19 protein-coding genes and 2 pseudogenes are annotated in these 23,867 nt (G+C 58.7%); 9 read left to right on the top strand and 12 right to left on the bottom strand.

Going from position 1 to position 23,867, the window contains the following annotated elements:
• Positions 1-73: 73 nt before the first annotated feature.
• Both BST95_RS21445 and BST95_RS21440 read left to right on the top strand, forming a co-directional pair.
• Positions 74-367 (top strand): annotated as a pseudogene (locus tag BST95_RS21445) (regulatory protein RecX); the annotation flags it as partial.
• A 134-nt stretch (positions 368-501) separates the two neighbouring features.
• On the top strand, positions 502-582 hold the full coding sequence (locus BST95_RS21440) for a hypothetical protein (RefSeq protein ID WP_420866363.1): 81 nt from the start codon (positions 502-504) through the stop codon (positions 580-582).
• Here BST95_RS21440 and egtD read toward each other — a convergent pair.
• From egtD to BST95_RS16265, 4 genes are all read right to left on the bottom strand, one after another.
• Positions 571-1,626 carry an L-histidine N(alpha)-methyltransferase gene (egtD, locus tag BST95_RS16280; RefSeq protein WP_084200556.1) on the bottom strand — a complete coding sequence of 352 codons (1,056 nt, stop codon included), beginning with the start codon at positions 1,624-1,626 and terminating at the stop codon, positions 571-573. The two genes, BST95_RS21440 and egtD, sit on opposite strands and share 12 nt — an antisense overlap.
• On the bottom strand, positions 1,578-2,873 hold the full coding sequence (gene egtB, locus BST95_RS16275; RefSeq protein ID WP_084200555.1) for an ergothioneine biosynthesis protein EgtB: 1,296 nt from the start codon (positions 2,871-2,873) through the stop codon (positions 1,578-1,580). The genes egtD and egtB overlap by 49 nt, the downstream gene beginning before the upstream one ends.
• A complete protein-coding gene (locus tag BST95_RS16270; RefSeq protein WP_084200554.1) occupies positions 2,861-3,661 on the bottom strand; it encodes a PhzF family phenazine biosynthesis protein in 801 nt (266 codons plus the stop codon). The genes egtB and BST95_RS16270 overlap by 13 nt, the downstream gene beginning before the upstream one ends.
• An 84-nt stretch (positions 3,662-3,745) precedes the next feature.
• Positions 3,746-4,771, bottom strand: a complete 1,026-nt coding sequence (locus BST95_RS16265; RefSeq protein ID WP_084200553.1) for a TIGR03617 family F420-dependent LLM class oxidoreductase — start codon at positions 4,769-4,771, stop codon at positions 3,746-3,748.
• A gap of 222 nt (positions 4,772-4,993) precedes the next feature.
• Here BST95_RS16265 and BST95_RS16260 point away from each other — a divergent pair, with 222 nt between their 5' ends.
• Entirely contained in the window at positions 4,994-5,893 is a 900-nt protein-coding gene (locus BST95_RS16260) for a transporter (RefSeq protein WP_084200552.1), read from the top strand.
• A 26-nt stretch (positions 5,894-5,919) separates the two neighbouring features.
• Positions 5,920-7,866 carry a redoxin family protein gene (locus BST95_RS16255; RefSeq protein ID WP_229801598.1) on the top strand — a complete coding sequence of 649 codons (1,947 nt, stop codon included), beginning with the start codon at positions 5,920-5,922 and terminating at the stop codon, positions 7,864-7,866.
• A 28-nt stretch (positions 7,867-7,894) separates the two neighbouring features.
• Here BST95_RS16255 and BST95_RS16250 read toward each other — a convergent pair whose 3' ends face one another.
• The 3 genes from BST95_RS16250 to BST95_RS16240 are packed head-to-tail and all read right to left on the bottom strand — an operon-like array spanning position 7,895 to position 10,690.
• On the bottom strand, positions 7,895-9,145 hold the full coding sequence (locus BST95_RS16250; RefSeq protein ID WP_066048720.1) for an acyl-CoA dehydrogenase family protein: 1,251 nt from the start codon (positions 9,143-9,145) through the stop codon (positions 7,895-7,897).
• Positions 9,146-9,160: 15 nt separating this feature from the next.
• Positions 9,161-9,916 carry an SDR family NAD(P)-dependent oxidoreductase gene (locus tag BST95_RS16245; RefSeq protein ID WP_084200551.1) on the bottom strand — a complete coding sequence of 252 codons (756 nt, stop codon included), beginning with the start codon at positions 9,914-9,916 and terminating at the stop codon, positions 9,161-9,163.
• Between the two features lie 9 nt (positions 9,917-9,925).
• Positions 9,926-10,690, bottom strand: coding sequence for an SDR family oxidoreductase (locus BST95_RS16240; RefSeq protein WP_084200550.1), 765 nt, complete (start codon positions 10,688-10,690; stop codon positions 9,926-9,928).
• Between the two features lie 131 nt (positions 10,691-10,821).
• Between BST95_RS16240 and BST95_RS16235 the strand changes: the two genes are divergently transcribed.
• Both BST95_RS16235 and BST95_RS16230 read left to right on the top strand, forming a co-directional pair.
• The gene (locus BST95_RS16235; protein ID WP_084200549.1) at positions 10,822-11,721 is read left to right on the top strand and encodes a LysR family transcriptional regulator; all 900 of its coding nucleotides are present in this window, start codon (positions 10,822-10,824) and stop codon (positions 11,719-11,721) included.
• A 71-nt stretch (positions 11,722-11,792) separates the two neighbouring features.
• Positions 11,793-12,230, top strand: coding sequence for a YtoQ family protein (locus BST95_RS16230; protein WP_084200548.1), 438 nt, complete (start codon positions 11,793-11,795; stop codon positions 12,228-12,230).
• Between the two features lie 26 nt (positions 12,231-12,256).
• On the opposite strand, the gene BST95_RS16225 is transcribed toward BST95_RS16230, so the two are convergent.
• The 5 genes and pseudogenes from BST95_RS16225 to BST95_RS16205 all read right to left on the bottom strand — a co-directional run bounded on the left by BST95_RS16225 (position 12,257) and on the right by BST95_RS16205 (position 18,413).
• Positions 12,257-13,963, bottom strand: a complete 1,707-nt coding sequence (locus tag BST95_RS16225) for a class I adenylate-forming enzyme family protein (protein ID WP_084200547.1) — start codon at positions 13,961-13,963, stop codon at positions 12,257-12,259.
• A gap of 12 nt (positions 13,964-13,975) precedes the next feature.
• Positions 13,976-14,605 carry a TetR/AcrR family transcriptional regulator gene (locus BST95_RS16220; protein ID WP_084200546.1) on the bottom strand — a complete coding sequence of 210 codons (630 nt, stop codon included), beginning with the start codon at positions 14,603-14,605 and terminating at the stop codon, positions 13,976-13,978.
• A 129-nt stretch (positions 14,606-14,734) separates the two neighbouring features.
• Positions 14,735-15,688 (bottom strand): XdhC family protein, encoded by a 954-nt coding sequence (locus tag BST95_RS16215; RefSeq protein ID WP_084200545.1) that lies wholly within the window; start codon positions 15,686-15,688, stop codon positions 14,735-14,737.
• A gap of 239 nt (positions 15,689-15,927) precedes the next feature.
• Positions 15,928-17,754 (bottom strand): annotated as a pseudogene (locus tag BST95_RS16210) (xanthine dehydrogenase family protein molybdopterin-binding subunit); the annotation flags it as partial.
• Positions 17,755-17,951: 197 nt separating this feature from the next.
• Positions 17,952-18,413, bottom strand: a complete 462-nt coding sequence (locus BST95_RS16205) for a (2Fe-2S)-binding protein (protein WP_084200544.1) — start codon at positions 18,411-18,413, stop codon at positions 17,952-17,954.
• A gap of 163 nt (positions 18,414-18,576) precedes the next feature.
• Between BST95_RS16205 and BST95_RS16200 the strand changes: the two genes are divergently transcribed.
• The 3 genes from BST95_RS16200 to BST95_RS16190 all read left to right on the top strand — a co-directional run bounded on the left by BST95_RS16200 (position 18,577) and on the right by BST95_RS16190 (position 23,806).
• Entirely contained in the window at positions 18,577-20,310 is a 1,734-nt protein-coding gene (locus BST95_RS16200) for an N-acyl-D-amino-acid deacylase family protein (RefSeq protein ID WP_084200543.1), read from the top strand.
• Positions 20,311-20,349: 39 nt separating this feature from the next.
• Positions 20,350-21,468: a hypothetical protein gene (locus tag BST95_RS16195; protein ID WP_084200542.1), complete on the top strand. Its 1,119-nt coding sequence runs from the start codon at positions 20,350-20,352 to the stop codon at positions 21,466-21,468.
• A 103-nt stretch (positions 21,469-21,571) separates the two neighbouring features.
• On the top strand, positions 21,572-23,806 hold the full coding sequence (locus BST95_RS16190; protein ID WP_084200541.1) for a TonB-dependent receptor: 2,235 nt from the start codon (positions 21,572-21,574) through the stop codon (positions 23,804-23,806).
• The last annotated feature ends 61 nt before the right edge of the window (positions 23,807-23,867 follow it).

Below are 23,867 nucleotides of genomic sequence, written 5' to 3'. Positions count from 1 at the left end.
GATCAGGAGCACGCCCTAGCGAATTTTCGACCACACTCCGGCCGATTTTGCGGTTGAAGCCGGGTCTGTATGGATGTACAGTTTTCGTATGTCTGAACGTTGGCAACAAGATGAGGATAGCGATGGCGAATTTGATCAGCTGACGGCCATTAACCCGAATGATATCCGTATTGCGGCAATGGACTTGCTGGCCCGCCGCGAGCATTCACGGCGGGAACTCAAGCAAAAACTGCTGAAGCGATTTAAAGCGGATGACCTGATCGAGACGCAACTTGATCGGCTCATTGAAGACAACCTGCAGTCGGATGCTCGCTACGCCGAGAGTTTTCTGCGCCAGCGTATGAACCGTGGCCATGGCCCGATGCGGATTCGCCAGGAAATGCGCCAGAAAGGCATTAGCGATAGCGAGATTGCGCTCGCGATGGAGGAGGAAGCGCCTGACTGGTTTGCGCTCGCTGAAGCTACCTACCAGCGCAAGTTCGGCGCCTTACCCCGGAAGACATCAAGGAAAAAGCCAAGCGCAGCCGCTTTATGCAGTATCGCGGTTACGCCCTGGATCACTACCAGCACTTATTCGACTAGCGGCTGACCTAAGCTGGCGGTGAAATACTGCAGGCTGAATAATTGATCTTCATCCACCCAATGTTCCCGCGCGTGCAGGCCTGCCTCGGCGGCGAGTTGGGCAAAGCTCTCTACCGTGTATTTGTAGGAGTACTCAGTGAGAATTCGCTCGTTCTTTTTGAAGTCGAAGCTTTGGCCGCCGATCACCACACTTTGACGTGAATCACTCTCCAGGTGCATTTCAATACGATGTTCCGATTCGTTGTAAAACGCGATGTGTCGGAACCGCTCGGGATCGAAATTGGCCCCGGTCAGTGTGTTGATGTTGCTCAGGCAGTTGCGGTTAAAGGCTGCGGTAACACCGGCGGCATCGTTGTAGGCGAGGTTCAGGATGGCGGGGTCTTTCTGCAGGTCTACACCGATAAGCAGCCCGCCGTTGTCGCCGATAGTCCTGCGCACGTGGCGTAAGAATTCAACCGCCTCTGCCGGTGTGTAATTGCCAATGGTCGAGCCAGGGTAGAACACCATACGTGGAATGCCATCCAGATTGTCGGGCAGTTGGATGTCCGCCTGCATGTCTGCGGCCACAGGGCGAATGGGAATATGTGGAAATTCGCTCTGTAGCTGCTGCGCTGCGGCAAACAGGAACTCGCGGGAAATATCGATGGGTATATAGCATGCCGGTGCCAGTGCCTCAAGCAGCAGGCGTACCTTGGCGCAACTACCGGCACCAGGCTCCAGGAGTACCGAGCCGCGACCTGTGGCACGGGCGATATCCTCGGCGAATCGCGTGAGTATGGTGATCTCGGTGCGCGTGGGGTAGTACTCGTCGAGTTGGGTGATCTGGTCGAACAACTGTGAGCCGTACTCGTCGTAGAAGTACTTGGGGTTAATGTGGCGAGCCTCTGCATTCAGCCCAGACTGGATCTCAGCACTGATGGCGTCATCGCTTGCCTGCTCTGCACTCGATGCCAGAGTACTGGTGCTAGCCTGTGCTGTGTCGCTGTCCGTCAGGTTTAGGATGGCTCGCTCTCCCTGGCAAGGCGTACGCCCGTGAATTGCCATTTGTCTGGTGGATAAAAGAAATTACGATAACTGTGCCGGTAGTGCCCCGGACTGGTGGCGACGCTGCCGCCGCGCAGCACTAATTGATTCGCCATGAATTTGCCGTTGTATTCGCCAATGGCGCCCTCGGCGGTGCGAAAGCCCGGGTAGGGTGAATACGCGCTGCTAGTCCATTGCCAGAGTTGGCCAACAGGCGAGACGGACACAGGGTGCGCGGTTTCGTCTGCAGCTGCCTGCTTGGCGGAAGCGGCTGCCAGCTCCCATTCAAACTCTGTCGGTAGCCGGCACCCCTGCCAACGGGCAAAGGCGTCGGCTTCATAGGCCGAGAGGTGGCTGGCGGGGCGGTGCAGGTCCAGCTCGACGAGGCCGTGCATCGTGTACTCCAGCCAACCACCATCGCGTTCAACCCAGTATAAGGGAGCGGTCCAGTCCGGGCGCTCCAGACGTGTCGCCCAGCCATCGGCCAGCCATAACTCCGGTCGATGGTAGCCGTTGTCCTGAATAAAGGCGAGGTACTCACCGTTGGTCGAAAGCCGGTCCGTTATGCTGAAACGCTCGACATACTGTTTGTGGCGGGGTAGTTCATTGTCGAAGCAGAAGTTGTCATCGTCGTGCCCGAATTCGTGTAAACCTGAAGGGAACATTTGCCACTGCAACGGCGCTGCAGTTGGCGCGGTCGGTAGCGGGCTCGCGTTATATGCCGGGTAGAGGGGATTCTGGAACCAGTTGTACTTTAAGTCAGTAAAGAACAGCTCCTGATGTTGCTGCTCGTGGTGGCAGCCCAGTTCGGTTCGGTTCAGCACGTCTTCGGCAGCGGCCAGTGGTGTGCCGGCGAGCAGTTGCAGCATCGCTTCATCAACGTGCGCTCGATAGGCGTAAATCTCCTCTACCGTGGGCCGGGACAGCAGGCCGCGTTGATGGCGCGGGAACTGGCTGCCGACGGCGTTGTAGTAGGAGTTGAATAAATACTCGTAGTGGTCATCGAATACGCGATAGCCCGGCATGTAGGGCTTGAGCAGAAATGTCTCGAAAAACCAGGACGTGTGGGCGAGGTGCCATTTGGCCGGGCTGGTGGATGCCATGGCCTGTAGACCGTAGTCTTCAATGGCTAGCGGCTGGCAAATCTGTACGGAATACTGCCGCACGCCGGAGAACAGCTCGGCCAGCGCCAAGGCCTGCTGTGAGGCAGAAACCTCCCCGGATTGAGCGCGGGGCGATTCAACCATGTCCAATTCTACGCTTGCCATGGGGTCGGGAGATCCTTGTCATCGACCAGTCGGATGTTGCCGCTAATAGCTACACTATCATCTGTCTTGCGAGCCGTCATCCTGCCACCCGTGGGTGAACATTGGATGACATCGAATACGGCTATGTTACTCAGTGTATGCAGGTGGGGAATCAATACCCGGAGCACCGAGCCTGTCGCGCCATCTTCATCGTTGCCATATTGCGGTGCGAAGTATCTCACCCGAACCACGGTCGGGTTCGCTGAATCTGACTGCCAGAGCAATACCGCCCGCCGGGTGTGGTGGCTAATCGTCTCTATATCGACGGATAGTTCGCCGAGATCGTGCTCGGCGGGGAGTTCCAGCAGGAGATAACCATCGGCATTGGCGGTGGCCGCGGCTGCCTTCGGCGCTATTGCTCGATTGCTGCTGTCACGTGCCAGCGTGTCAGTCCATGCCGGAATCCGTGTCGTTGCGGCAATGAGTTCAGGCAGGTACAGCCAGAGGGTTGAGCCGCCGGTCGGGTTGGGCTCGCGCTGAGCCCACACGCCATTGCCCAGCTCTGCGCGAGTCAGGGCCTGTGTATCAAGAAGCTCATGGGCGGTTGCCAGCAAGCCGTGTCCGCAGCACTGTATCTCGCGATTGTGCTGCTCACAGCTAACGTGGAAGCGGGCGTTGCCGGAGGTCGTGGCAACGCATGTGGGAAGCTCGGTGTTAGCGCGCCGGTCGTGCGCAGCCGCTGAAGTCGTGACACTGGCGAGATTGCCCTGTCGCTGCGGAAGTTCGTGGAACACCTGGTACAAGCGCATAGTGGTGGGCTTGTTTGCTGTTAGATACTGCCAGCTTACCGAGCCGCTGCCATGAAAGCGAGCGCTGCAATTGCCTAGTCTGGCTCAGCACCTTTGCAGTGCGCTGATCGCCTTTGCTGCCAGTCCATCATCGGCAGGGTTGTCCGGCATGGGGAAGGTGATACGTCGAGTGAGATTAGCGTAGCGGTTCTTGTAGGTATCAACGATCTCACTATAGGTGCCTCTCGGCACAAACGCCGCCAGCATCTCGTCCGTCACTATGTCTGGCATTGCCTGCCAGTTGCCGGCGCGGGTCATGTCCAATAATTGCTGGCCTTTCGCCTCCCAGCCGAACAGTTCCAGGCTCGGCCAGTAAGCCGGAGTAGAATAGAGAAAGCCAAGCAGATTGCGTTGCTTTTCCCACTGCGCAGCGACCGTTGCTTCGTCTTTGCCGGTGGCGGTCAGCGGCCCGAGTACGAGCTTGAAGTCATCCCCGGTGTTGCCCGCCTGCTCGAAGCCGCCCTGTAGCCGTGGCAGGCAGACGTCACGAATGTACTCCGGGGGCGTATTGGTGGGATGGGTAATCATGCCGTCGGCGATGCGACCTACCATACGGGTCATGGCGGGTCCCACCGCACCACACAGAATAGGGATGTTGGGATGATCGATAGGGCCCGGATTGAAGAATGGTTGCAGGCGGGTCAACTGGTAGTGATCGCCCTCGAAATTCAGACGATCCCCGGTCTGGAAGCTATGGAAAATCGCTCTCAGTGCCTGCACATATTCCCGCAGCTGCGGTACCGGCGAATCCCAGCGTGCGGAATAGCGCTGCTCGATGTTCTGCTTGATCTGGGTACCAAGGCCAAGCTCGAACCGACCGCCGGACATTTTTTGTAGATCCCATGCGGCGATGGCGGTAATCATCGGACTGCGCGGGAAGGCCAGCAATACACCGGTGCCAACCAGCAGTGTTTCAGTGGCGGCCAGCGCCATGGCAGACAATAACAGGCCGTCGTGCACCGCATCAGGAACATGGAGGCCGTCGAAGCCCATGGCCTCCGCGCGCGCTGCATGCGCGCCTATTTCGCCGGGGCCCATATTCTCTGGCGTAGTAGCAAATACCTGGAACACAGATTGTCCTAAGTGTTGTTCAGCAATTGAGGATTCTAAATCTACGGGGCAGTTAATGCAGTGAACCAGCGGACTATTTTTATTCGAGACGGGCTGATCGAACCATCCTAGTTTCGCCTCATGACGGGATACTCCTCTTGTCGATGTTATTTGAGAGCGAAGCAAAGCGTGACACGCTATAGTTAGTACTCATTATCGGCAAGCAGGGAGCGGGTTGTCAGCATGCGGCTTACGATCGCGACGGGGTGTGTTGTTTTTCAGCTGTTGCTGGCGGGGCAGGCGTCCAGCCAGGCACTTGAGCCTCGCAGCTTCAACAATATTCCCGTCGGGGAGACGTTTTTGTTGGTGGGCCTGGGTCGTTCCGATGGTGATTTGAGTCCCTCGCCGTCGTCACCCTTACAGGATGCCGAGCTCACCATGGATGTTGGCCTGGTCGGGGTTTCCCATACCTTTGCCCTGGCGGGCAGTTCATCCAAGGTCGACTTTGTGGCCGGACGTACCTGCTATGAGGGTTCCGCTATCTTTATGGGTGAATTCGCTGAGGGGCGGCGCTGTGAGTACACGGATCCAAATCTCAAGCTCACCTGGAATTTTTATGGTGCTCCTGCTATGGGTCTAGAAGAGTTTGGCGGCTGGCAGCAGGGATTAGTCGTGGGGGCCAGCGTGGCTGCGCAGCTGCCCTGGGGGAGTTACAGTTCCGAGCAATTGATCAACGCCGGTGCCAATCGCTGGAAAGTGACGCCCGCTCTGGGTGTGACCTGGCGCACGGGTCGTTGGCAGTGGGAGCTCAAGGGGCAGGTGAGTGTGTTCGAAGAAAACGATGATTTCTTCAACGGCAATACCATTGAGCAGGATCCGCTCTACCAGGTGAGTGGGCACTTGATTCGCTTGCTGGGTAAAGGACGCTGGGTATCACTGGATGCGAACTACTTCGCGGGTGGCCGCACCGAAGCCAATGGTGAACGCCAGGATGATCGCCAGGAAAACTCGCGTCTGGGAATTACGTTCTCTATGCCCTTCACCCGGCATCAGAGCCTCAAGTTATATGCCAGTCGCGGTGTACTCACCCGGATCGGCAACGAGTTCGACACCTTTGGTGTCGGTTGGGTCTATCGCTTATGAAAAAATTAGGGATTGGAGTTACTGGCATGTTGTTTTCACGTCTGGCCCCGTTGTTGGTCGCATTGGTTTCTCTACTGGCGCAGCCGGCTGCTTCCGAAGGTATGCGAGTCGATGATTTTGTGCTGCTCGATCAACAGGGTAATGCACATCGCATGCACTACCACGCGGACGCGCCGGCGATTGTGCTGATTGTCCATGGCAATGGCTGTCAGATCATTCGCTCCACCATGCCCGACTACAAGGCCCTGCGCGATAAGTACGCGGGCGAAGGCGTGCAGTTCGCCATGATTAACAGCAACCTGCAGGACACCCGCGAGAGTATTGCTGCTGAGGCCGCCGAGTGGGAGGTGGATTTCCCCATTCTGGTGGATGAAACACAGGACATCGGCCGTTCCCTGGCACTGACCCGCACCGCCGAGGTGATCGTGGTCGATCCGAAAACCTGGCGTATTGTGTATCGCGGTGCGGTGAATGACCGGGTGCACTATGAGCGCCAGAAAGATGACGCGGGCGAGCACTACGTGGCCGAGGTACTCGATGCCATGATTGCCGGTGACAGCCCTGCCTACCGCGAAGAGCGCTCGCCTGGCTGCATTGTAAATATCCAGCCACAGCAGGCGGATATCAGCTACAGCGAGACCATCGCGCCGCTGCTCAGGGACAAGTGTGCGGCCTGTCACGTGGAGGGCGGCATTGCCCCCTGGGCAATGTCCGAGTACCGCATGATCCAGGGTTTTGCGCCTATGATCCGGGAAGTGTTGCGCACCCGGCGTATGCCGCCCTGGCATGCAGACCCTGCAGTGGGCGAGTGGCAGCACGACGGTGGGCTGTCCAGTGAGGATCGGTCTGTATTGATTGCCTGGCTTGAAGCGGGCGCGCCCCGCGGTGATGGCCCCGATCCGCTGCGCGATATTCCTCCCCGCCAGAATGACTGGACCCTGGGCGAGCCGGACCTGGTGATTGAGGTGCCGGCGTTTGAGGTGCCTGCGACCGGCACTGTTGACTACCAGTTTCCCCAAGTGGCCAATCCGTTGGACGAGGGCGCCTGGGTGGTGGCGGCCACGGTGATCCCTGGCGACGCCCAGGCAGTGCATCACGTGCTTATGGGTACGGTGAACGAGAAGATCAACGTGAAGGATGCGGACGAAGAGGATATCTTCGAGAACTACATCATGGGTTATGCACCCGGCAATGAGAGTGCATTTATGCCTGGGGGCACGGGTGTCTATGTCCCGCCGGGTGCCTACTATACGTTCCAGATGCACTACACACCCTATGGCAAGGCGTCGACGGATGTCACGCGTATCGGGCTGTATTTTGCGGAGGAACCGCCAGCGCAATTCCTGCGCCAGGAAGTGGTGGTGAACCCCGCCATACGCATTCCGCCCCGCGCGGCGAATCACGAGGAAATGGCGTCGGTGCGCTTCTATCATGACGCCACGCTGTATTCACTAACCCCGCACTCTCACTATCGTGGCAAGAGTTCCACTTTTGAGCTGATTTATCCCGACGGTCGCGAGGAGCTGATTCTGTCGGTGCCGAATTACGACTTTAACTGGCAGCGTACCTACAACTTTGTCGAGCCGATGCAGGTGCCTGCCGGTACCCGGATTGTGCATCGAACAATTTACGATAACTCCGCGAACAATCCGGGAAATCCTGACCCGGATGCAGAGGTGTCATGGGGGCTGCAGAGTGAGGAGGAAATGCTCTACGGTTCAGTCAGCTTTGCCTGGACGGACGAGCTGGCGAGCGAACCTATTCATGACGATCTTCGCTCCGGTGTGTCCCAGTGGGTGGGTTACCTGGACCAGAATCTGGATGGCAAAGTACAGCGCAAGGAAATGTCGGAGCGCATGCGTAAGAATATCGGGTTCAAATGGATTTTCCTCGATCGCAATTTTGATGGCGGCCTCGACCACGATGAAATGGAAGCGATGATCCGGCGGTCGATGGAGAAAGAAGAGGGATAGGCCTCCCGGAGCGGGAGGCCTGCGGCGTTTAGTCGCGAAGGGGCGGCGTGAGGTAGGCGGCGCTGGCGCCGAGCGTCTCGCGGCTCTGCTTGATCTCCATGCGGGCAATACCCTGCAGGTGAACCTCGTCCGGACCATCGGCGAAGCGCAGTGAACGACCCATGGTGTAGATATCGGCCAGGGGGGTGTCCGGGCTCAGGCCCATCGCACCAAACACCTGAATCGCGCGGTCGCTGACCCGGCACAGCAGTTGCGCGGCCATCACCTTAATCATCGAGATTTCCCGACGGGCTTCCTTGGCGCCCACGTTGTCCATCATCCATGCGGCCTTCAGTACCAGCAGGCGCGTGGATTCGATTTCCATACGTGACTGGGCAATCGCTTCGCTCACGGAACCGTGCTGGTACAGGAACTTGCCAAAGCTCTTGCGCTCCTGGGCGCGCTCGGTCATGAGTTCCAGGCACAGCTGGGCAGCGCCAATGGCACGCATGCAGTGATGAATGCGGCCCGGTCCGAGACGGGCTTGCGCCAGGGCAAAGCCTGACCCTTCCTCGCCGAGGAGATTGCTGGCGGGAACGCGCACGTCCTTGAACACGATTTCGCAGTGACCTTCACGCGAATGGTGGTTCATGACCGTGGGTGCCCGAAGAATCTCCATACCGGGGGTGCCTGCCGGTACCAGTATCATGCTCTGCTGCTTGTGCACGTTTTCGTTATCGGGATCGGTCTTGCCCATCACGATAAAGATTTTGCAATCGGGACGTGCGGCATTGGAGATAAACCACTTGCGGCCATTGATGACATACTCATCGCCCTCGCGACGCATCAGCGTAGTGATGTTGGTCGCATCGGAGGAGGCGACGTCGGGTTCGGTCATGGCAAATGCAGAGTGGAACTCGCCGTTAAGCAACGGGTTCAGCCATTTCTCGCGTTGTTCCTCGGTGGCAAACATGTGCAGTAGTTCCATGTTGCCGGTGTCTGGCGCGTTGCAGTTAAACACTTCCGGTGCCCAGCCTACCCGGCCGGTCAATTCGGCGACCGGAGCATACTCGAGATTGCTGAGGCGGGTGCCGGGCTCGTCATCCTTGAGGTGAGGCAGGAACATGTTCCACAGTCCCTCGGATTTTGCCAGCTCGCGAAGCTCTGGAAGAAACGAGATCTCGTAGCCCTCATGTGCCTCCTCATTGAACTGGCGAATGCGGGGAACAACGTGCTCTTCCAAAAAGGCGCTGACGCGCGCGCACATTTCCTGGGTTTTGGGGGAGTAAGTAAAATCCATGATAAATCCTCTCGATCAAAAGGCCGACGTGCCGCCATCCACGGCAATGGTCTGGCCTGTCATATAGCTGTTGTTCGGGTCGATAAGCGTGATCATGACATCGACCATTTCTTCGGGTGAGCCGAGGCGCTTCATCGGGCAGCGCTTGGCGAGCATGCCCTGCATACCTTCGTCTGCCATGCTGGTGACCATGGGGGTGGGGCTGAAGAACGGACAGATGGCGTTTACCCGGATATTTTTGTCGGCGTATTCCACGGCGGCTGTCTTGGTCAGGCCGACCACTGCGTGTTTCGCAGCGGCGTAGGCGCCCAGCATCGGGGCTGCGCCCAGGCCTGCCATTGAGGCCACATTGAGGATGATGCCGCCGTCCTGCTTAAGCATTTGCAGTACCTCATGCTTAATGCCGAAGAAGACCCCCTTGGCATTGACGGCCAGGTTGGTATCGAACTCCGCTTCATCAATCTCAATCAGCGGTTTGAACAAGCCGGATATTCCGGCGTTGTTCACCGCGATGTCCAGTTGTCCGAACTCAGCTGTGGCGAGTGCTACCAGCGCAGCGACATCCGCTTCATTGCTCACGTCACAGCGCGCCGTGGCTACGTCGGCCCCACTGTCACGCAGCGGTGCGGCAAGAGCCTCCAGCGCATCCAGGTCCAGATCACCCAGCACCAGGCGTGCGCCGCGGGCAGCGGTTTTCTGCGCCAGGATCTGGCCAAAACCGCCGGCGGCGCCGGTGATCAGAATGACCTTTTCTTGAAATGTATTGTTCATGATCGCCTCTTACAGTGTCAGGCCGCCGTCGACCACAATGCACTCGCCGGTGGTGTAGCTGGATGCGTCGGAGACGAGGTATAGCACAGTGCCGGCCATCTCTTCGGGCTCGGCGTGGCGGCCCATGGGGATGTTCTTGATGGCGTGTTCGTAAATGTCGTCGTTGGTGAACAGGGCGCCGGCAAACTTGGTTTTAGTCAGGCCTGGGAGCAGGGCGTTACAGCGAATGCCCAGCGGTGCACACTCCTTGGCGAATGCTTTGGTCATGTTGATCACAGCGGCCTTGGTGATGCTGTAAATGCCCTGCATGGGGCCGGGCTGCAGGCCGTTGATGGAGGCGGTGTTGACGATGGTGCCGCCGCCTTGCTCGCGCATGAGCTTGCCGGCTTCGATCGACATAAAGAAGTAGCCGCGCACGTTGACCTCAACAGTCTTGTTGTAGGCGCCCAGGTCGGTGTCGAGAATGTGGCCGAAATAGGGGTTGGCCGCGGCGTTGTTTACCAGGATGTCCAGGCGGCCGTGATTGCTCTTAATGGCCGCAAAGGCTTCGGTAATGGCATCCATGTTGCCCACGTGACAGGCAAGGGCTTCCGCTTTACCGCCCGCGGCGACGATGGCGTCGGCAACGGTTTGGCAGTCCTCAATCTTGCGGCTGGAGACGATGACATGGGCGCCGTGCTGGGCCAACAGATGGGCGATCGCCTCGCCAATGCCACGGCTGGCGCCTGTGACCAGTGCGATTTTGCCGCCGAGATCGAAAATATTGCTGCTCATAGTGGGTTCCTCGTACATAGATTGTGCAGTTCAGCCCCGGAGCTTAGATAAGTGCGGTATATTTTTGAAATTTATTGCGTTAATGCTACTGTATAAGATCTGTCTATAGTGAAGACCCAATATCCGCCGATATGCGCCTTAATCGTGTCGACCTGAACCTGTTCGTGGTGCTCGATACCATCTATACCGAACGCAATCTCACCCGCACGGCTGACGTGTTGTGCGTCACCCAGCCCACGGTCAGCAACGCGCTTGCGCGTCTGCGCAAGACCTTTAACGACGAGTTGTTTGTGCGCACGCCCAAGGGCATGGTGCCCACCCCGCTGACGGAAAATATTATTGGCAGGGTTCGGGAATCCCTGCAGATGCTCGAGACCTCGGTGCTCGAGGGCGACGTGTTCGATCCACAATCCTGTGATCGCTTGTTTCAGCTCAGCATGAACGACGACACGGCGGCGACCTTGCTGCCGGACCTCATGGAAACGCTGGGTCGAGAAGCTCCCGGCATCAGTGTGCAGAATTACCTGGTGCGCCGCCGTGAACTCTTCTCGGCGCTGGCCTCGGGGCAACTTGATCTGGCGATCGATGTGATCGGCCGGGCCGATCCACAATTGTGTCACGAGCCATTGTTCAAGGAGCGGTATGTCTGCCTGGTGCGCCCTGATCATCCGGACCTGGGTGACAGCATCAGCATGGAGCAGTATCTGGCCATGGGGCATGTCCACGTGAGTAGTCGCCCTTCCGGGCTGGGGATTGTTGATGCTGAGCTCAATCGCCTGGGCTATCAGCGCGATATTCGCCTGCGCATGCAGAACCACTACACGGCACCGGAGGTGGTGGGGCGGACGGATCTACTGTTAACGGCCCCCAGTCACTGGGCGCGGCGCACGCAATTGAAGGCGCTGGAAATGCCGCTGGTATTGCCCGGACTGCAGCTTAACCTGATCTGGCATCGCAGTGCCGATAACGACCAGGCCAGTCGCTGGATTCGTGAGAAAATTATGGCCTTTTATCAACAGATACGCGGCTGATGCAGGCCTGTTGAAGCTTAACTGGTGGCGCGCAGCTCCTGCGCGAACGCCCAACTTTGGAGGTATTAATCATGCAATGGACGGTTTACCTGTCCGGTGAAATTCACACCGACTGGCGCGAACAGATTATTGAGGGCTGCGCGGCTGCGGGCCTGCCGGTGAACTTTGTATCACCGGTGACGGACCACGCCGCCAGTGATGCGGCGGGCGATGTCCTGGGCGAGGAGGGCAAGTCCTTCTGGCGCGACCACAAGTCCTCCAAGGTCAATGCCATCCGCACCAAGAATCTGATTGAGAAAAGCGACATTGCTGTCATTCGCTTTGGTGACAAGTACAAGCAGTGGAATGCCGCGTTTGATGCAGGCTTTTGCGCGGCCCTGGGCAAACCCTACATTACGCTGCACGATGAAAGCATCGTCCACCCTCTCAAGGAAGTAGATGCAGCCGCGATGGCCTGGGCCGAGGAGCCAGCCCAGGTGGTTGAAGTTCTCAGGTATGTGGTGAGCTAGGCGCGCCGCGAGCGTCTGCCGCCGTATTACTCTGCGTCGTCCACGTCCAGGGTGGATTGCAGTTCACGCTTGAGGAACTTGCCCGTGGCATTGCGGGGCAGGGGTGTGTCGGTAATCCAGATGTAGCGGGGAATCTTGTAGGCTGCCAGGTGGTCTTTGCAGAAGGCCCTTACTTCAGCGGCGGTAAAGGTGGCCCCCTCTTCAGGCACAATTGCAGCACCAACTTCTTCGCCCAGGCGATCATCCGGCACGGAGAACACTGCGCACTCTTTCACGCCCGGGAACTTGAACAGCGCCACTTCCACTTCCGAGCAATACACGTTCTCGCCGCCGCGCAGCACCATGTCTTTGGCGCGGTCCACGAGGAAAATAAAGTTGTCCTCGTCGACATAGCCGATGTCACCGGTGTGCAGCCAGCCGTCGACAATGGTCTCGGCCGTGGCGTCGGGGCGGTTCAGGTAGCCCTTGATGACCTGCGGACCGCGAATGCAGATTTCGCCGACCTCGCCGGCGGGCAATGGGTTACCCTCGGTGTCCACGGCGCGCACGTCGAACACAGGAACAAAGCGTCCGGCAGCGCCGGGCTTATCTTCGAGGAATATGCCGAAGCTGGCGGCGACGATGCCGCTGGTCTCAGTGAGGCCATAGCCCTGTGCGGGCGAGGCATTGCGGCCCTTTTTGGCCACTTTGTCCACCAGGTCAGGCTGTACCGGCGCACCGCCACCACCGAACATCTGCAGGCTTGAGGTGTCGCGCTTGGCGTAATCCGGGTGGGCGATCATCTCGCGGGTCATAATTGGCACGCTGGAAAAGCTGGTGATTTTTTCCGCTTCAACGATGCGCAGGGCTTCCCCCGCATCCCATTTGTACATGTGCACCAGTTTGCCGCCGAGGAAGGTTTGTACCTGGGCGCCACAGTTATTGGTGGTGACGTGGAACAGCGGGGCGGCAATAATCGACGCCTGTTGCTCCGGCGGCGGAGTGGGCTGCGCATCGGGGTCGGCCGCCGCACGCAGTTTGCCCACTGCCGTGACCTGGCTGAGATTGCCAAAGATCGTGGACACAATATTGTTAGCGCAACTGCGGTGGGTCAGCTGGGCGCCTTTGGGGCGTCCGGTGGTGCCCGAGGTATAGAAAATACAGACGTCGTCATCGGGATCAATCTGGGCGTCGGGCATTTCAGCCGGGGCAGCCACCACGGTCTCCCAGGGCGCGGCCCATGCAGGCGTCTCGGCGCAGCGTACGGTCACTACCTGCATATCGGGGAGCGCATCGCGAATCGGTGTCAAGCGGTCCAGACGCTCCTGGTCGCAGATCAGCATTTTGGTGTTGCTGTCCTCCAGCCCGTACTGTAATTCATCGGCCACCCACCAGGCATTCACCCCCACGGAGACGGCACCGACGCAGGCGATCGCCCAGTAGCTGAGCATCCACTCCGGGTAGTTGCGCATGGCAATCGCTATCCGGTCACCTTCCTTGATGCCGTTAGCGCGCAGCCAGTTGGCGATGCGGGCTACTTTTTCATGGGCCTGGGTGTAGGTCAGGCGTTCGTCGTTGTAGACCAGGTAGTCTTTGTCGTCGTGACCGGCAGTGGAGAGCCAGAATTCGCGCAGGTTGGCCGGGGCATGGGTCCATACTTTCAGGGTCTGGCCGCGCACCTCGGCTTCGGAGATAGCAAACATCTGATCGTCGGCGGTGAGCTCTTCGATGGTTTCTTGCAATACGTCGTACATGAGAATGTCTATTTACCTTGTTGGGTCGAGTTGTTGCCACAGCATGGCCGCGGTCGAATCGCAGAGTTTCTTCAGAGAGGTGGTATCCGTAAATACGCCGTCCAGCAGGAGTCGACTAATGCCGTGCAGGGTGCCCCAGTACATTTGCGAGAACTGTACCGCGTCCACCTCGGCGGCGATCAGGCCGCGCTGCTGGCCTCGCTTGAGGCGTTCGATGTCCTGGCGAAGCACGCCGCGGGCCGTTGATTTGAGTGTAGGAGTAAGCTTGCCGGAGCGCCAGAAATCACTGCCGTACATCAGGTCGTAGTATTCCTGATTATTGCGAGCGAAATCCAGATAAGCTCTGACCAGGGCGCGGGTCAGCACTTCGCCACCCTGGCCGCGATGTTTGTCGCGCACGTCCTGCATGGTCTGGTTAAAGCGGGCAAAGCCCTCTTCGGCAATCGCACACAATAGCGATTGCTTGTTTTCGAAGTGATTGTAGGGGGCGGTACGTGAGACCCCCAGATTGGCCGCGAGGGCGCGCAGTGACAGTGCGCTTTCGCCTTCTTCGCGCAGGATACGAGCGGTTTCATCCAGTAACGCCTGTTTCAGGTCGCCGTGGTGATAGCCTTTTTTGTCGCTTGAGGGTGGCTTGGCCATAGGGGGTCCAGAGAATTCACTGTGCCACGCTATCACTGCATATTGACAGCGTCAATATGCGTCCGGGGCTTTGGCTTCCGGTACCACGCGAGGTCGCGATACCACTGGGCTGGTAGTGCCAATCGCTATTCAGGTGCTGGCCGCGCGTCGCAACTGGGTCAGCTCTGCCATGATGGCGACAGCAATCTCCAGCGGTGTCTTGCTGCCAATAGGAAGGCCCACCGGCGCGCGTAGTTTTGCAATGGCGCGCTCTTCCAGTTCCAGCGCTCGCAGCCGCTGCAATCGTTTCTCGGTGGTGCGCACCGAGCCCAGCGCGCCGATATACCAGGCGTCCGTCTGTAATGCTTCCATGAGCGCCATGTCATCAATGCGTGGGTCGTGGGTCAGGGTGATGACGATAGAGAAGTGGTCGGCAGCATGTTCGCGCACAATGTCGTCGGGCATACCCTGCAGCAGTGGTACATCCGGCCCCATCCATTGGTCGAGCATGGCCTGGCGGGTGTCTGTGACCAGCACCTCGTAGTCCATGGCCAGGGCCAGTTCCGCCAGTGATTGAGCCAACTGGCCAGCACCCACGAGCAGCATGCGCATCCGTGGGCCGAAGCACTGCCGCAGGCTGGTTTCGCGCAATGCCAGGTGAGTGAAGTGGGGCACTTCCCCGGTGGTGCTGATGCCGGTATCGAAGTCCAGGTGACGCTCGATGCAATGGCGCTGGGTAATTGCAGCCAGCGCAGCGTCCAGCCAGGGCAGATCGGCGTCACCTAGTTGCTGTAACAGCACATAGAGGCGCCCACCGCAGGGCAACCCCAGCTTTTCGTTCTCCTCCGGCGATACGCCATATTCGATAACGCGGGGCAGGCTTGCGGCCAGGGCGCCGCCCTGAATACGTTCCAGCAAATCTTCCTCGACGCATCCCCCCGACAGGGAACCCACTAACTCGCCATCGGCGAGGCAGGCGAGCATGGAGCCCACCGGTCTAGGCGATGATCCCACTGCCTGCACAATGGTGCACAGCCAGGGCGAGCGTCCATCTGCGCACCACTGCCGGGTGCGCTCGAGAATATCCAGTTCAAGCGTGCGCATGAAACGTAATCGCGCTCCCGTTTAAACCGTGAACTGTTTATTGAACGGGAATTCGCGCACGCGTTTGCCGGTGGCTGCAAAGATGGCGTTGGCAATGCTCGGCGCAACAGGTGGTACCCGGGTTCGCCCACGCCGGCCGGGAGCGCTTCGCTGGGGATGATGTGGGTTTTGATCACATCGGGAGTCTGATTGATCCGTGCCACGGGATAGTCGTGAAAATTTGACTGCACGGCTGCACCGTCCTCAAAGGTGATTTCTCCCATTAGCGCCAGACTGAGACCGAAGATCATGGCCCCTTCCATCTGCGAATGTACGCGATCCGGGTTTACGACCGTGCCCGCATCGATGGTAGTGTGCATTTCCAGCACGCGCAGGCGTCCGTCCTTCACTTCGACCTTGCAGGCCACGGCGACATAAGCAAGGAAGCTGCGAGCGGCGGCCAGTCCCCAGCCTTGTCCTGCGGGTAGTTTTTCGCCCCAGGGCAGGGTCTCCGTCAATGCCGAAATCGACCGCTTGAATCGCGCCGTGTCGTAGGGATACTCCTCCAGGCTGCGGCCGTAGTTGCCGAATTCAAGGCCTTCTTCTGCGAAGGTAATATGGCGGTCCTCACCGATGCTTTCGAGCCAGAAGTCGCGGGGGTCTTTGCCTGCGGCGTGGGCCAGCTCGTCCATGAAGGAGCCGACGCCGAACGCGTAGGGAATGTTGTATACCGAGCGCAGCCAGCCAATGCGCATATGCGCCGGCGCCTTGTGACTTTCGATGCGCAGATTGGGCACCGCAAAAGGCACGGTACCGAAGCTCTGGCCCAGCGAACCACCGCTCTGGATGTCGACGCTGGCGTCGAAGGTGGAGCTGATGGTGGGGGTGGCCTCACGGGCCAGCCAGGCTGAGAGAACGCCGCTATTGTCGAGACCGCCTTTGAAGTGTTGGGCCGAGCAGGAGTGGAAATAGTCCTGATGAATATCATCTTCGCGGGTCCACACGACCTGCACGGGTTTGCCGGTGGCCTTGGCCAGCAGTGCCGCTTCGACACTGAAGTCCGGCTTGGATTTACGTCCGAAGCCACCGCCTAGTAGGGTAACGTGCACTTTGACCTGCGCCGGTTCCAGTCCCAGGACGTCGGCCACAGTGCGTTGGGTTGATTGCGGGGTTTGGGTGCAGGCCCAGATCTCACAGATGCCGTCGTGGATATGGGCGGTGGCCATGGGCGGCTCCATAGAGGCGTGTGCCAGATACGGCGCCTTGTAGGTGGCCTCAAGCGTTTTTTCCGCAGCCTTCAGGGCGGCATCGGTATCGCCGCGCTCGCGCTGGACAACGCCCGGGCCGCCACTGACTGCACGGGCAAGGCCTTCGAGGTAGCTGGCTGAATCGTAGCTGCCGTGCTCACCGGTATTCCATTGCACATTGAGTTTGGATCGGCCCTGCATAGCCGAGTAGGTATCTGTGGCGAGTACAGCCACGCCTTCCAGCGCATTGTAGGCAGACGGGAGAGGGCTGCCCTCCATCTTGATGACATCAACAACGCCGGGGAGCTTGCGCGCCGCCGCCTCGTCATAGCTGACGGCCTTACCCTGCAATACCGGGGTGCGCTCGATGCTCGCAAACAGCATACCGGGTACGCGCACGTCCACGCCGTAAGTGGTATTGCCGGTGCAGATATCGTCGAGATCGACAATGGGCACGCTCTTGCCGATGTAACGGAAATCCTGTTTGTCCTTCAGCGTCAGACTGTCCAGCGCCGGCATTGGCAGGCTGGCCGCCGCTGCAGCTAATTCACCAAAGCCCAGCGAACGACCGTCACGGTGATTGACCCGATGCTCACGGGCACTCACGTCGGAGAGTTTGGCCGACCACTGGTTGGCGGCGGCCTGTTCCAGCATGGCTTTCGCGGCTGCGCCCATCTGGCGCATGATGTGATAGAAGTTGCGTATCGAGCGCGAGCCATCGGTGTTCTGGCTGCCGTAATCGGCGTTCGCCAGGCCCTGAATGACCTTGACCTGCGCCCAGTCGGCTTCCATTTCGTCGGCGACAACCTGGGGCAGGCTGGTGCGAATGCCCGTGCCCATCTCCGAGCGGTGAGCAATGATTTCTACCGTACCGTCGCCTTGCACGCTGACGAACAGGTTGAGCGACTGACCGGCGGGCTCATCAAGCACACCTGCCAGCGCTGTTGCAGGCAGGCTGCCCATAAGCACGATGCCGGAACTGGTTAAACCGGTCAGTGCCAGAAATCGGCGCCGGGAAATTTTGCGAATGCTGTCCATTATTGTTCAACTCCCATGTCCGCTGCGGCCTGCTTGATGGCGCTGCGAATGCGAGGATAGGTGCCGCAGCGGCAGATGTTGCCTGCCATGGCTGCATCAATCTCCGCGTCGGTAGGGGCGGCATTGGTCGCCAGCAGCGCTGCGGCCGACATGATCTGCCCGGACTGGCAGTAGCCGCACTGGGGTACATTCTGGTCTTTCCAGGCTTTCTGCACCGGGTGCGAAGCGTCGGTTGCCAGCCCTTCAATGGTCACGATCTGTTTGCCTTCAGCGAAGGACACGGGAATAGAGCAACTGCGCAACGGGCTGCCGTCGAGGTGCACGGTGCAGGCTCCACACAGGCCCTTGCCGCACCCGAATTTGGTGCCGGTCAGGCCGATATGGTCTCGCAGGGCCCAGAGCAGGGGCATGTCGGGAGAAACGTCCAGAGTGTGAAGCTGGCCATTTATGGTTAATTTCATGGTGGTATTCCAATGTGGTTCGGTGAGCGACCGATGTCGTGGTGCGAATTATAGTACTTTGCCGCGCTTAAAGTGGGCTTAAGGTTGTCATTCGGTTGAAAGCCCGCGGCGATCTGCCTACCTTGGAGAGGTTACTGGCAATAAATATAACGAGGTAGAGGCAGTGTACGATTTGATTATCCGTAACGGTAGTGTGGTCGACGGTACCGGCCGGCCCGCATTTAGCGCCGATGTGGCGGTGAAGGACGGTGTCATAGCGGCCGTCGGCGAAGTGGCTGGCGACGCGGTTCGAACCATTGACGCCGCCGGCAGAATAGTCACGCCGGGCTGGGTCGATGTGCACTCCCATATGGACGGCCAGGCTACCTGGGATCCACTATGCAGTCCCGCTGCCAACCATGGCATTACCACCCTGGTGATGGGCAATTGCGGCATTGGTTTCGCGCCCTGCAAACCGACCGACGAGGCCCGCGACCAGCTGGTGTCGGTGGTCGAAGACGTTGAGGATATTCCCGGCGCTGCACTCCACGAGGGCATTGAATGGAACTGGGAGACCTTTCCTGAGTATCTTGATGAACTGGACAAATTCCCCCGCGCCGTAGATGTGGCTGCCCAGGTGCCACATTGCGCAGTCCGAACCTACGTCATGGGCGATCGCGGCACGCACAACCAGAAAGCCACCCCCGAAGATGTTGAGCAGATGGCGCAAATCGTCAAGCAGGGTATTGAAGCCGGGGCCCTGGGCTTTACGACCTCCAGAACGGAGCTGCACACCACCCGCCACGACGAAGTCATGCCGGGCACATACGCAGATGAGGCGGAGCTGCTGGGGATTGGCAAAACCATCGGCGAGCTGGGCAAAGGTATTTACGGGGTGGTGTCCGACTGGACCAACTGGGAAGAAGAGATGGAGTGGATGAAACGCCTGTCTATCGACAACCAGTGCAAGGTGAATTTCGTACTGTTCTTCCGCGAGGAGGATGATTGGCCCCGGGTCCAGAAGCAGCTCGCTTATGTGCGCGATGCCCAGCGGGAAGGCGCACAATTGATTCCCCATGTAGGCGCGCGGCCCGTCAATATTCTGTTGAGTTGGGAAGGTACGATCAATCCCTTTAGTTTCAATCCCAGCTATGCAGAACTCTCGATTTTGCCGGACGCGGAGCGCATTGAGCGCCTTAAGGATCCGGAGGTTCGTGCCGCGATTTTGTCCGACGAGCCGCCGCTTATGGGCGATGACTTTATGGATACGATGATTGCCGGCTGGGACAAGCTTTATGTACTGGGAACACCTCCCAACTATGAGCCAGGGCCGGAAGATTCGATTGCGGCCAAAGCGCGTGAGGCTGGCGTAGAGCCTGCCGCCTACGCCTACGACGCCATGATGAAGCGCGACGGCAAGAACGTATTGTTTTTCCCCTGCTTCGGTTATAGCGCGAATGATCTGAGCCGCCAGGTGGCCATGCTGGAAGATCAGGATTCGGTGATCAGCCTGGCTGATACCGGCGCGCATTGCGGTGTGCTGTGTGATGCCAGCGTGCCGACCTATCTGATCTCGTACCTGACGCGCGATCGCAAGCGCGGCAAGCGCTTTGATCTGGAGTGGGCGGTGAAGCTGCACACTCACGATACCGCGCGCTGTGTAGGACTCGAGGACCGCGGCACGCTGGAGGTTGGGATGAAGGCTGATATCAATGTCATCGACTACCAGAACCTGCAACTGCATGCCCCCGAAATTGTGCACGACTTGCCGGCCGGGGGGAGGCGTGTGTTTCAGGGGGCCGATGGCTACGATGCCACGATTGTCAGCGGTGAGGTGGTCATGGAGAACGGCGTGGCCACGAGTGCCCGCCCGGGCAAGCTGATCCGCGGTTCGCAGGCGCGGCCAGTTGCAGCCTGATAGTCCGTTAATGACACGCCACCTGAGGGAGAGACCGCATTGAGTATTGCCACTGAATCCCGCGCTGCCCTGCGCGAACTCATCGATACCCTGGAAGAAATCGATGCCCGCTGGGCCGGCGAGGAATGGAACCTGTTTTCTCCCGACGACGTTGTGGGTGCGCATCGCAATCTTATGCATTTACTTGAGGGTGGGCTGGTCGGCCATTTTGAATATGATCCGCTCAATCCGCAGTTTCGCCGCATTGTCACGCCGTCGCGGAAATTCACTGGCGACAATGCAGATGCCCTGTACTTCGATGCGCCGGTGACCGACGCGGGGCAGTACCGCGTAGTGGGTGAGATGGATGGCGCTGTTTATGTGTCCATTACCATTGAGGCAGGTACGGAAAGTGGCAGCATGGGCACCGGAACCGCAGGTGTCATCAACAGCGAAATGTTTGACGTCAATGACGGCCGGTTCGAACTGTTCCTTGGTGGTGAACCCCGCGACCGGAACTGGCTTCCGCTGGACAATGCCTCACGTATCACAGTGCGCTACTACTGGGAGGAGGAGGAGTCCGTGGCGGCCGATCTCAGTCGCGAGCCACAGATTGTCATCGAGCCACTGCACGAGGTGGCTCCGGCGGCTCCGCCGAGCGACGCCAGTGTGGCAGCCGGTATGCGTCGCGTGAGTGAATTTCTCAGGGCACGCACGCTGGGCATGTTGCCCATGGCCCAGCGTGAGCAGCCCGAGTTTGTCAGCATTGTGCCCAATGAATTTCCGCCGCCGGTGAAACCGGGTGCGTTTGCGCTTGCGGCATTCGACGCCGCTTATTCCATGGCTCCTTATTACCTGGAAGATCACCAGGCGTTGGTCATCACCGGTAAGTGGCCTGAATGTATTTTTGCCAATGTAGTGCTGTGGAATCGATTCCAGCAAAGCTACGATTTCGTCACACGTCAGATCTCCCGCAATCGCAAGCAGACAGAGCTGCAAGCCGATGGCAGTTTCCGGATGATTATCGCCCACCGAGACCCTGGGCTACCGAATTGGATTGATACTCAGGGTACCCCACTGGGGTTGGTGTTCTGGCGATTTATGTTGCCGGAAGGGGAGATCGAAACGCCTCAGGCGGAAGTGGTGGACTTTGCCGATATTGCCTTGAGCACAGGTTGAGCAACAGCGCCTTCGGCGGGTAATGGGCCGTACTGGCCATTGAGAGGTCCGCTATGGCGTTTTACAAACAAGGCATCCAGATAACAATAAATAAGGATAGTGTATGCTACGGTTAGTGTGTAAGCGCAGTGTCATGGCAGCGGCCATCACTGCGATGTATGTTACTCCTGCGACGGTCATGGCGCAGGGCGCCGCGCTTGAAGAAGTGATCGTTACCGCCGAAAAGCGCGAGCAGTCGCTGCAGGATGTTCCCATCTCCATTGTGGCACTCAATAGTGAGGCGCTGGCTACCCAGGGCATTGATGAACTCGATGACCTGAGCACGAATATTCCCAACCTGTACGTCAACAACTTCAATAACGATCCGGTGGCCGTGCGGCTGTTCATCCGCGGCATTGGCCAGAACGATGTTCAGCTCACTCAGGACCCCTCCGTCGCGCTGTACCTCGATGGTGTGTATATCGGCACAACTTTCGGTGCCGGTTTCGAGGGCGTCGATCTGGAGCGAATCGAAGTATTGCGCGGCCCCCAGGGTACGCTTTACGGGCGCAACGCGACGGGTGGTGCGGTTAACCTGATCACCCGGCGGGCGAACCCGGAACAGTTTGAGTTTCATCAGACGTTCACCGCCGGCAATCTGGATCTGTTTAAAAGCCGCACCTTTATCAACGTGCCATTGGGCGACCGCTTCGCCGCCAAGGTTGGTTACATCATGACCGACCGCGACGGCTACGTAGAAAACACGGGTGTGGGAGAGGATTTCGGCACTGAGGATCGCGAAAGCGCGGTTATCGATCTGCACTGGGATGCCACGGATACTCTGGTATTTGACTATCGCTATGAAACAGCGGAGATCGCCGACGCCGGGCGCATGGAACAGTCACTGATCGCCGGACAGGAACAGGAACTGCCGCCGGGCGTGCCAGATCTGAGCTTCTTCACTACACCGGGTACTGTGTCTGATGATCGTCAGGACAAGGTCGAGTCACTGTGGCAGAACGGCCCGACGGATCTGGATATCAATGCACACACTCTGCACGTTGACTGGGAGTGGGGCGATGTTTTCACCCTGCGCTCGATAACCGCGCAGCGTGACATGGAATCTTCAGTGCAGGCCATTGTGCTGCCGGACTGGCGAGTCAATCTGATACCGGGCGGCGGCTCCGTCAGCACCATGATTAACGACATTGAATTTGAACAGTTCTCCCAGGAGTTTCAGTTACTGGGTAGTTGGGACAATGTCGAACTGGTTACCGGGCTGTACTACTACGATGATGAAGGTACCCACGATTCCAGCGGCAGTGCCACTCTGGGCCTGCCCGGGCCCGAATTCGATATCACCTTTACCGACAATACCTCCATGGCGGTTTTCGCCCAGGCGACCTGGAGCCCGGAAGCGCTGGACAGTCGCTGGCACTTTACTCTGGGCGGGCGCTACTCCGATGACGAGCGCGAAGCGTTCCGGCGCAACACGCGCTCAGCAGATTTTGCGGAAAGTGCCCCCGACGGTGCCAGCTACAAACGCGACTTCAGCAACTTCAATCCCTCTCTTACCGTGGCCTGGGACGTCAGCGATGACGCCAATGTCTACGCCAAGGTGGTCAGTGGGTACAAGTCGGGGGGAACCTCCACGCGCTCTGCGAATGCCGACCTGTTCCGCGCGGGCTTCGATGAGGAGGACGTTTTGTCCTACGAGCTGGGCCTGAAGGCCGACTTTTTCAGTCACCGGCTGCGCTTTAATGGTGCGCTGTTCTATATGGATATCGACGGCTCACAGACCAGTATCCAAACGGGTAGCACCGCCGGCGAGCGCGATTTCCTGCCCGTGGATGGCAACGTGATCCAGGGCGTGGAAATGGAGCTGACAGCGGCGATTTCTGAAAACCTCATCGGCAGCTTTAACTATGGTTACCTTGATACCAGCGTGGGCGAGGACTTTGTCGACAGTGCCGCGGGTGTTTTTTATCTCACCGATCGCTATTCCTATGCGCCAGAGAACAGTGTTTCTGCCGCGCTGGATTACCGGCGGGATCTGGCCAATGGCACTGTACACGCGCGTCTTGGCTTTTCCTACCAGGATGAAACAGTGAGCTCGGTCAATGAACTCGACCTGACCGACCAGGATGATCGTAGCATTTGGGATGCCAGTCTCGGTTGGTCAGGTATTAGTCTGGGAAGCCTTGCCGGTGAAGCCAGTGTCATGCTGTGGGGCAAGAATCTCACGGATGAAGAGTACGTGATTGTGTCCGCCGCTTCCTGGGGGTTCGTGGGTTCCAACTACACTGGCACGTTCGGTGATCCCCGCACGTATGGCGTGACATTGACTTGGGACTACTAGCGGCGCTTGCGCCGCCAATGGCGCGCTGCTAACTTGCTCAGGCGAGTATCAAGGAGCGCCG

Source organism: Halioglobus japonicus, assembly GCF_001983995.1.
Classification (GTDB): Bacteria; Pseudomonadota; Gammaproteobacteria; order Pseudomonadales; family Halieaceae; genus Halioglobus; species Halioglobus japonicus.
This window is presented reverse-complemented; position numbering and strand designations above follow the sequence as displayed.

Coding starts and splice junctions, on each gene's coding strand:
- egtD (WP_084200556.1), bottom strand. CDS start 1,626: ATGGCAATTCACGGGCGTACGCCTTGCCAGGGAGAGCGAGCCATCCTA.
- egtB (WP_084200555.1), bottom strand. CDS start 2,873: ATGGCAAGCGTAGAATTGGACATGGTTGAATCGCCCCGCGCTCAATCC.
- BST95_RS16270 (WP_084200554.1), bottom strand. CDS start 3,661: ATGCGCTTGTACCAGGTGTTCCACGAACTTCCGCAGCGACAGGGCAAT.
- BST95_RS16260 (WP_084200552.1), top strand. CDS start 4,994: ATGCGGCTTACGATCGCGACGGGGTGTGTTGTTTTTCAGCTGTTGCTG.
- BST95_RS16255 (WP_229801598.1), top strand. CDS start 5,920: ATGTTGTTTTCACGTCTGGCCCCGTTGTTGGTCGCATTGGTTTCTCTA.
- BST95_RS16250 (WP_066048720.1), bottom strand. CDS start 9,145: ATGGATTTTACTTACTCCCCCAAAACCCAGGAAATGTGCGCGCGCGTC.
- BST95_RS16245 (WP_084200551.1), bottom strand. CDS start 9,916: ATGAACAATACATTTCAAGAAAAGGTCATTCTGATCACCGGCGCCGCC.
- BST95_RS16240 (WP_084200550.1), bottom strand. CDS start 10,690: ATGAGCAGCAATATTTTCGATCTCGGCGGCAAAATCGCACTGGTCACA.
- BST95_RS16235 (WP_084200549.1), top strand. CDS start 10,822: ATGCGCCTTAATCGTGTCGACCTGAACCTGTTCGTGGTGCTCGATACC.
- BST95_RS16230 (WP_084200548.1), top strand. CDS start 11,793: ATGCAATGGACGGTTTACCTGTCCGGTGAAATTCACACCGACTGGCGC.
- BST95_RS16225 (WP_084200547.1), bottom strand. CDS start 13,963: ATGTACGACGTATTGCAAGAAACCATCGAAGAGCTCACCGCCGACGAT.
- BST95_RS16220 (WP_084200546.1), bottom strand. CDS start 14,605: ATGGCCAAGCCACCCTCAAGCGACAAAAAAGGCTATCACCACGGCGAC.
- BST95_RS16215 (WP_084200545.1), bottom strand. CDS start 15,688: ATGCGCACGCTTGAACTGGATATTCTCGAGCGCACCCGGCAGTGGTGC.
- BST95_RS16205 (WP_084200544.1), bottom strand. CDS start 18,413: ATGAAATTAACCATAAATGGCCAGCTTCACACTCTGGACGTTTCTCCC.
- BST95_RS16190 (WP_084200541.1), top strand. CDS start 21,572: ATGCTACGGTTAGTGTGTAAGCGCAGTGTCATGGCAGCGGCCATCACT.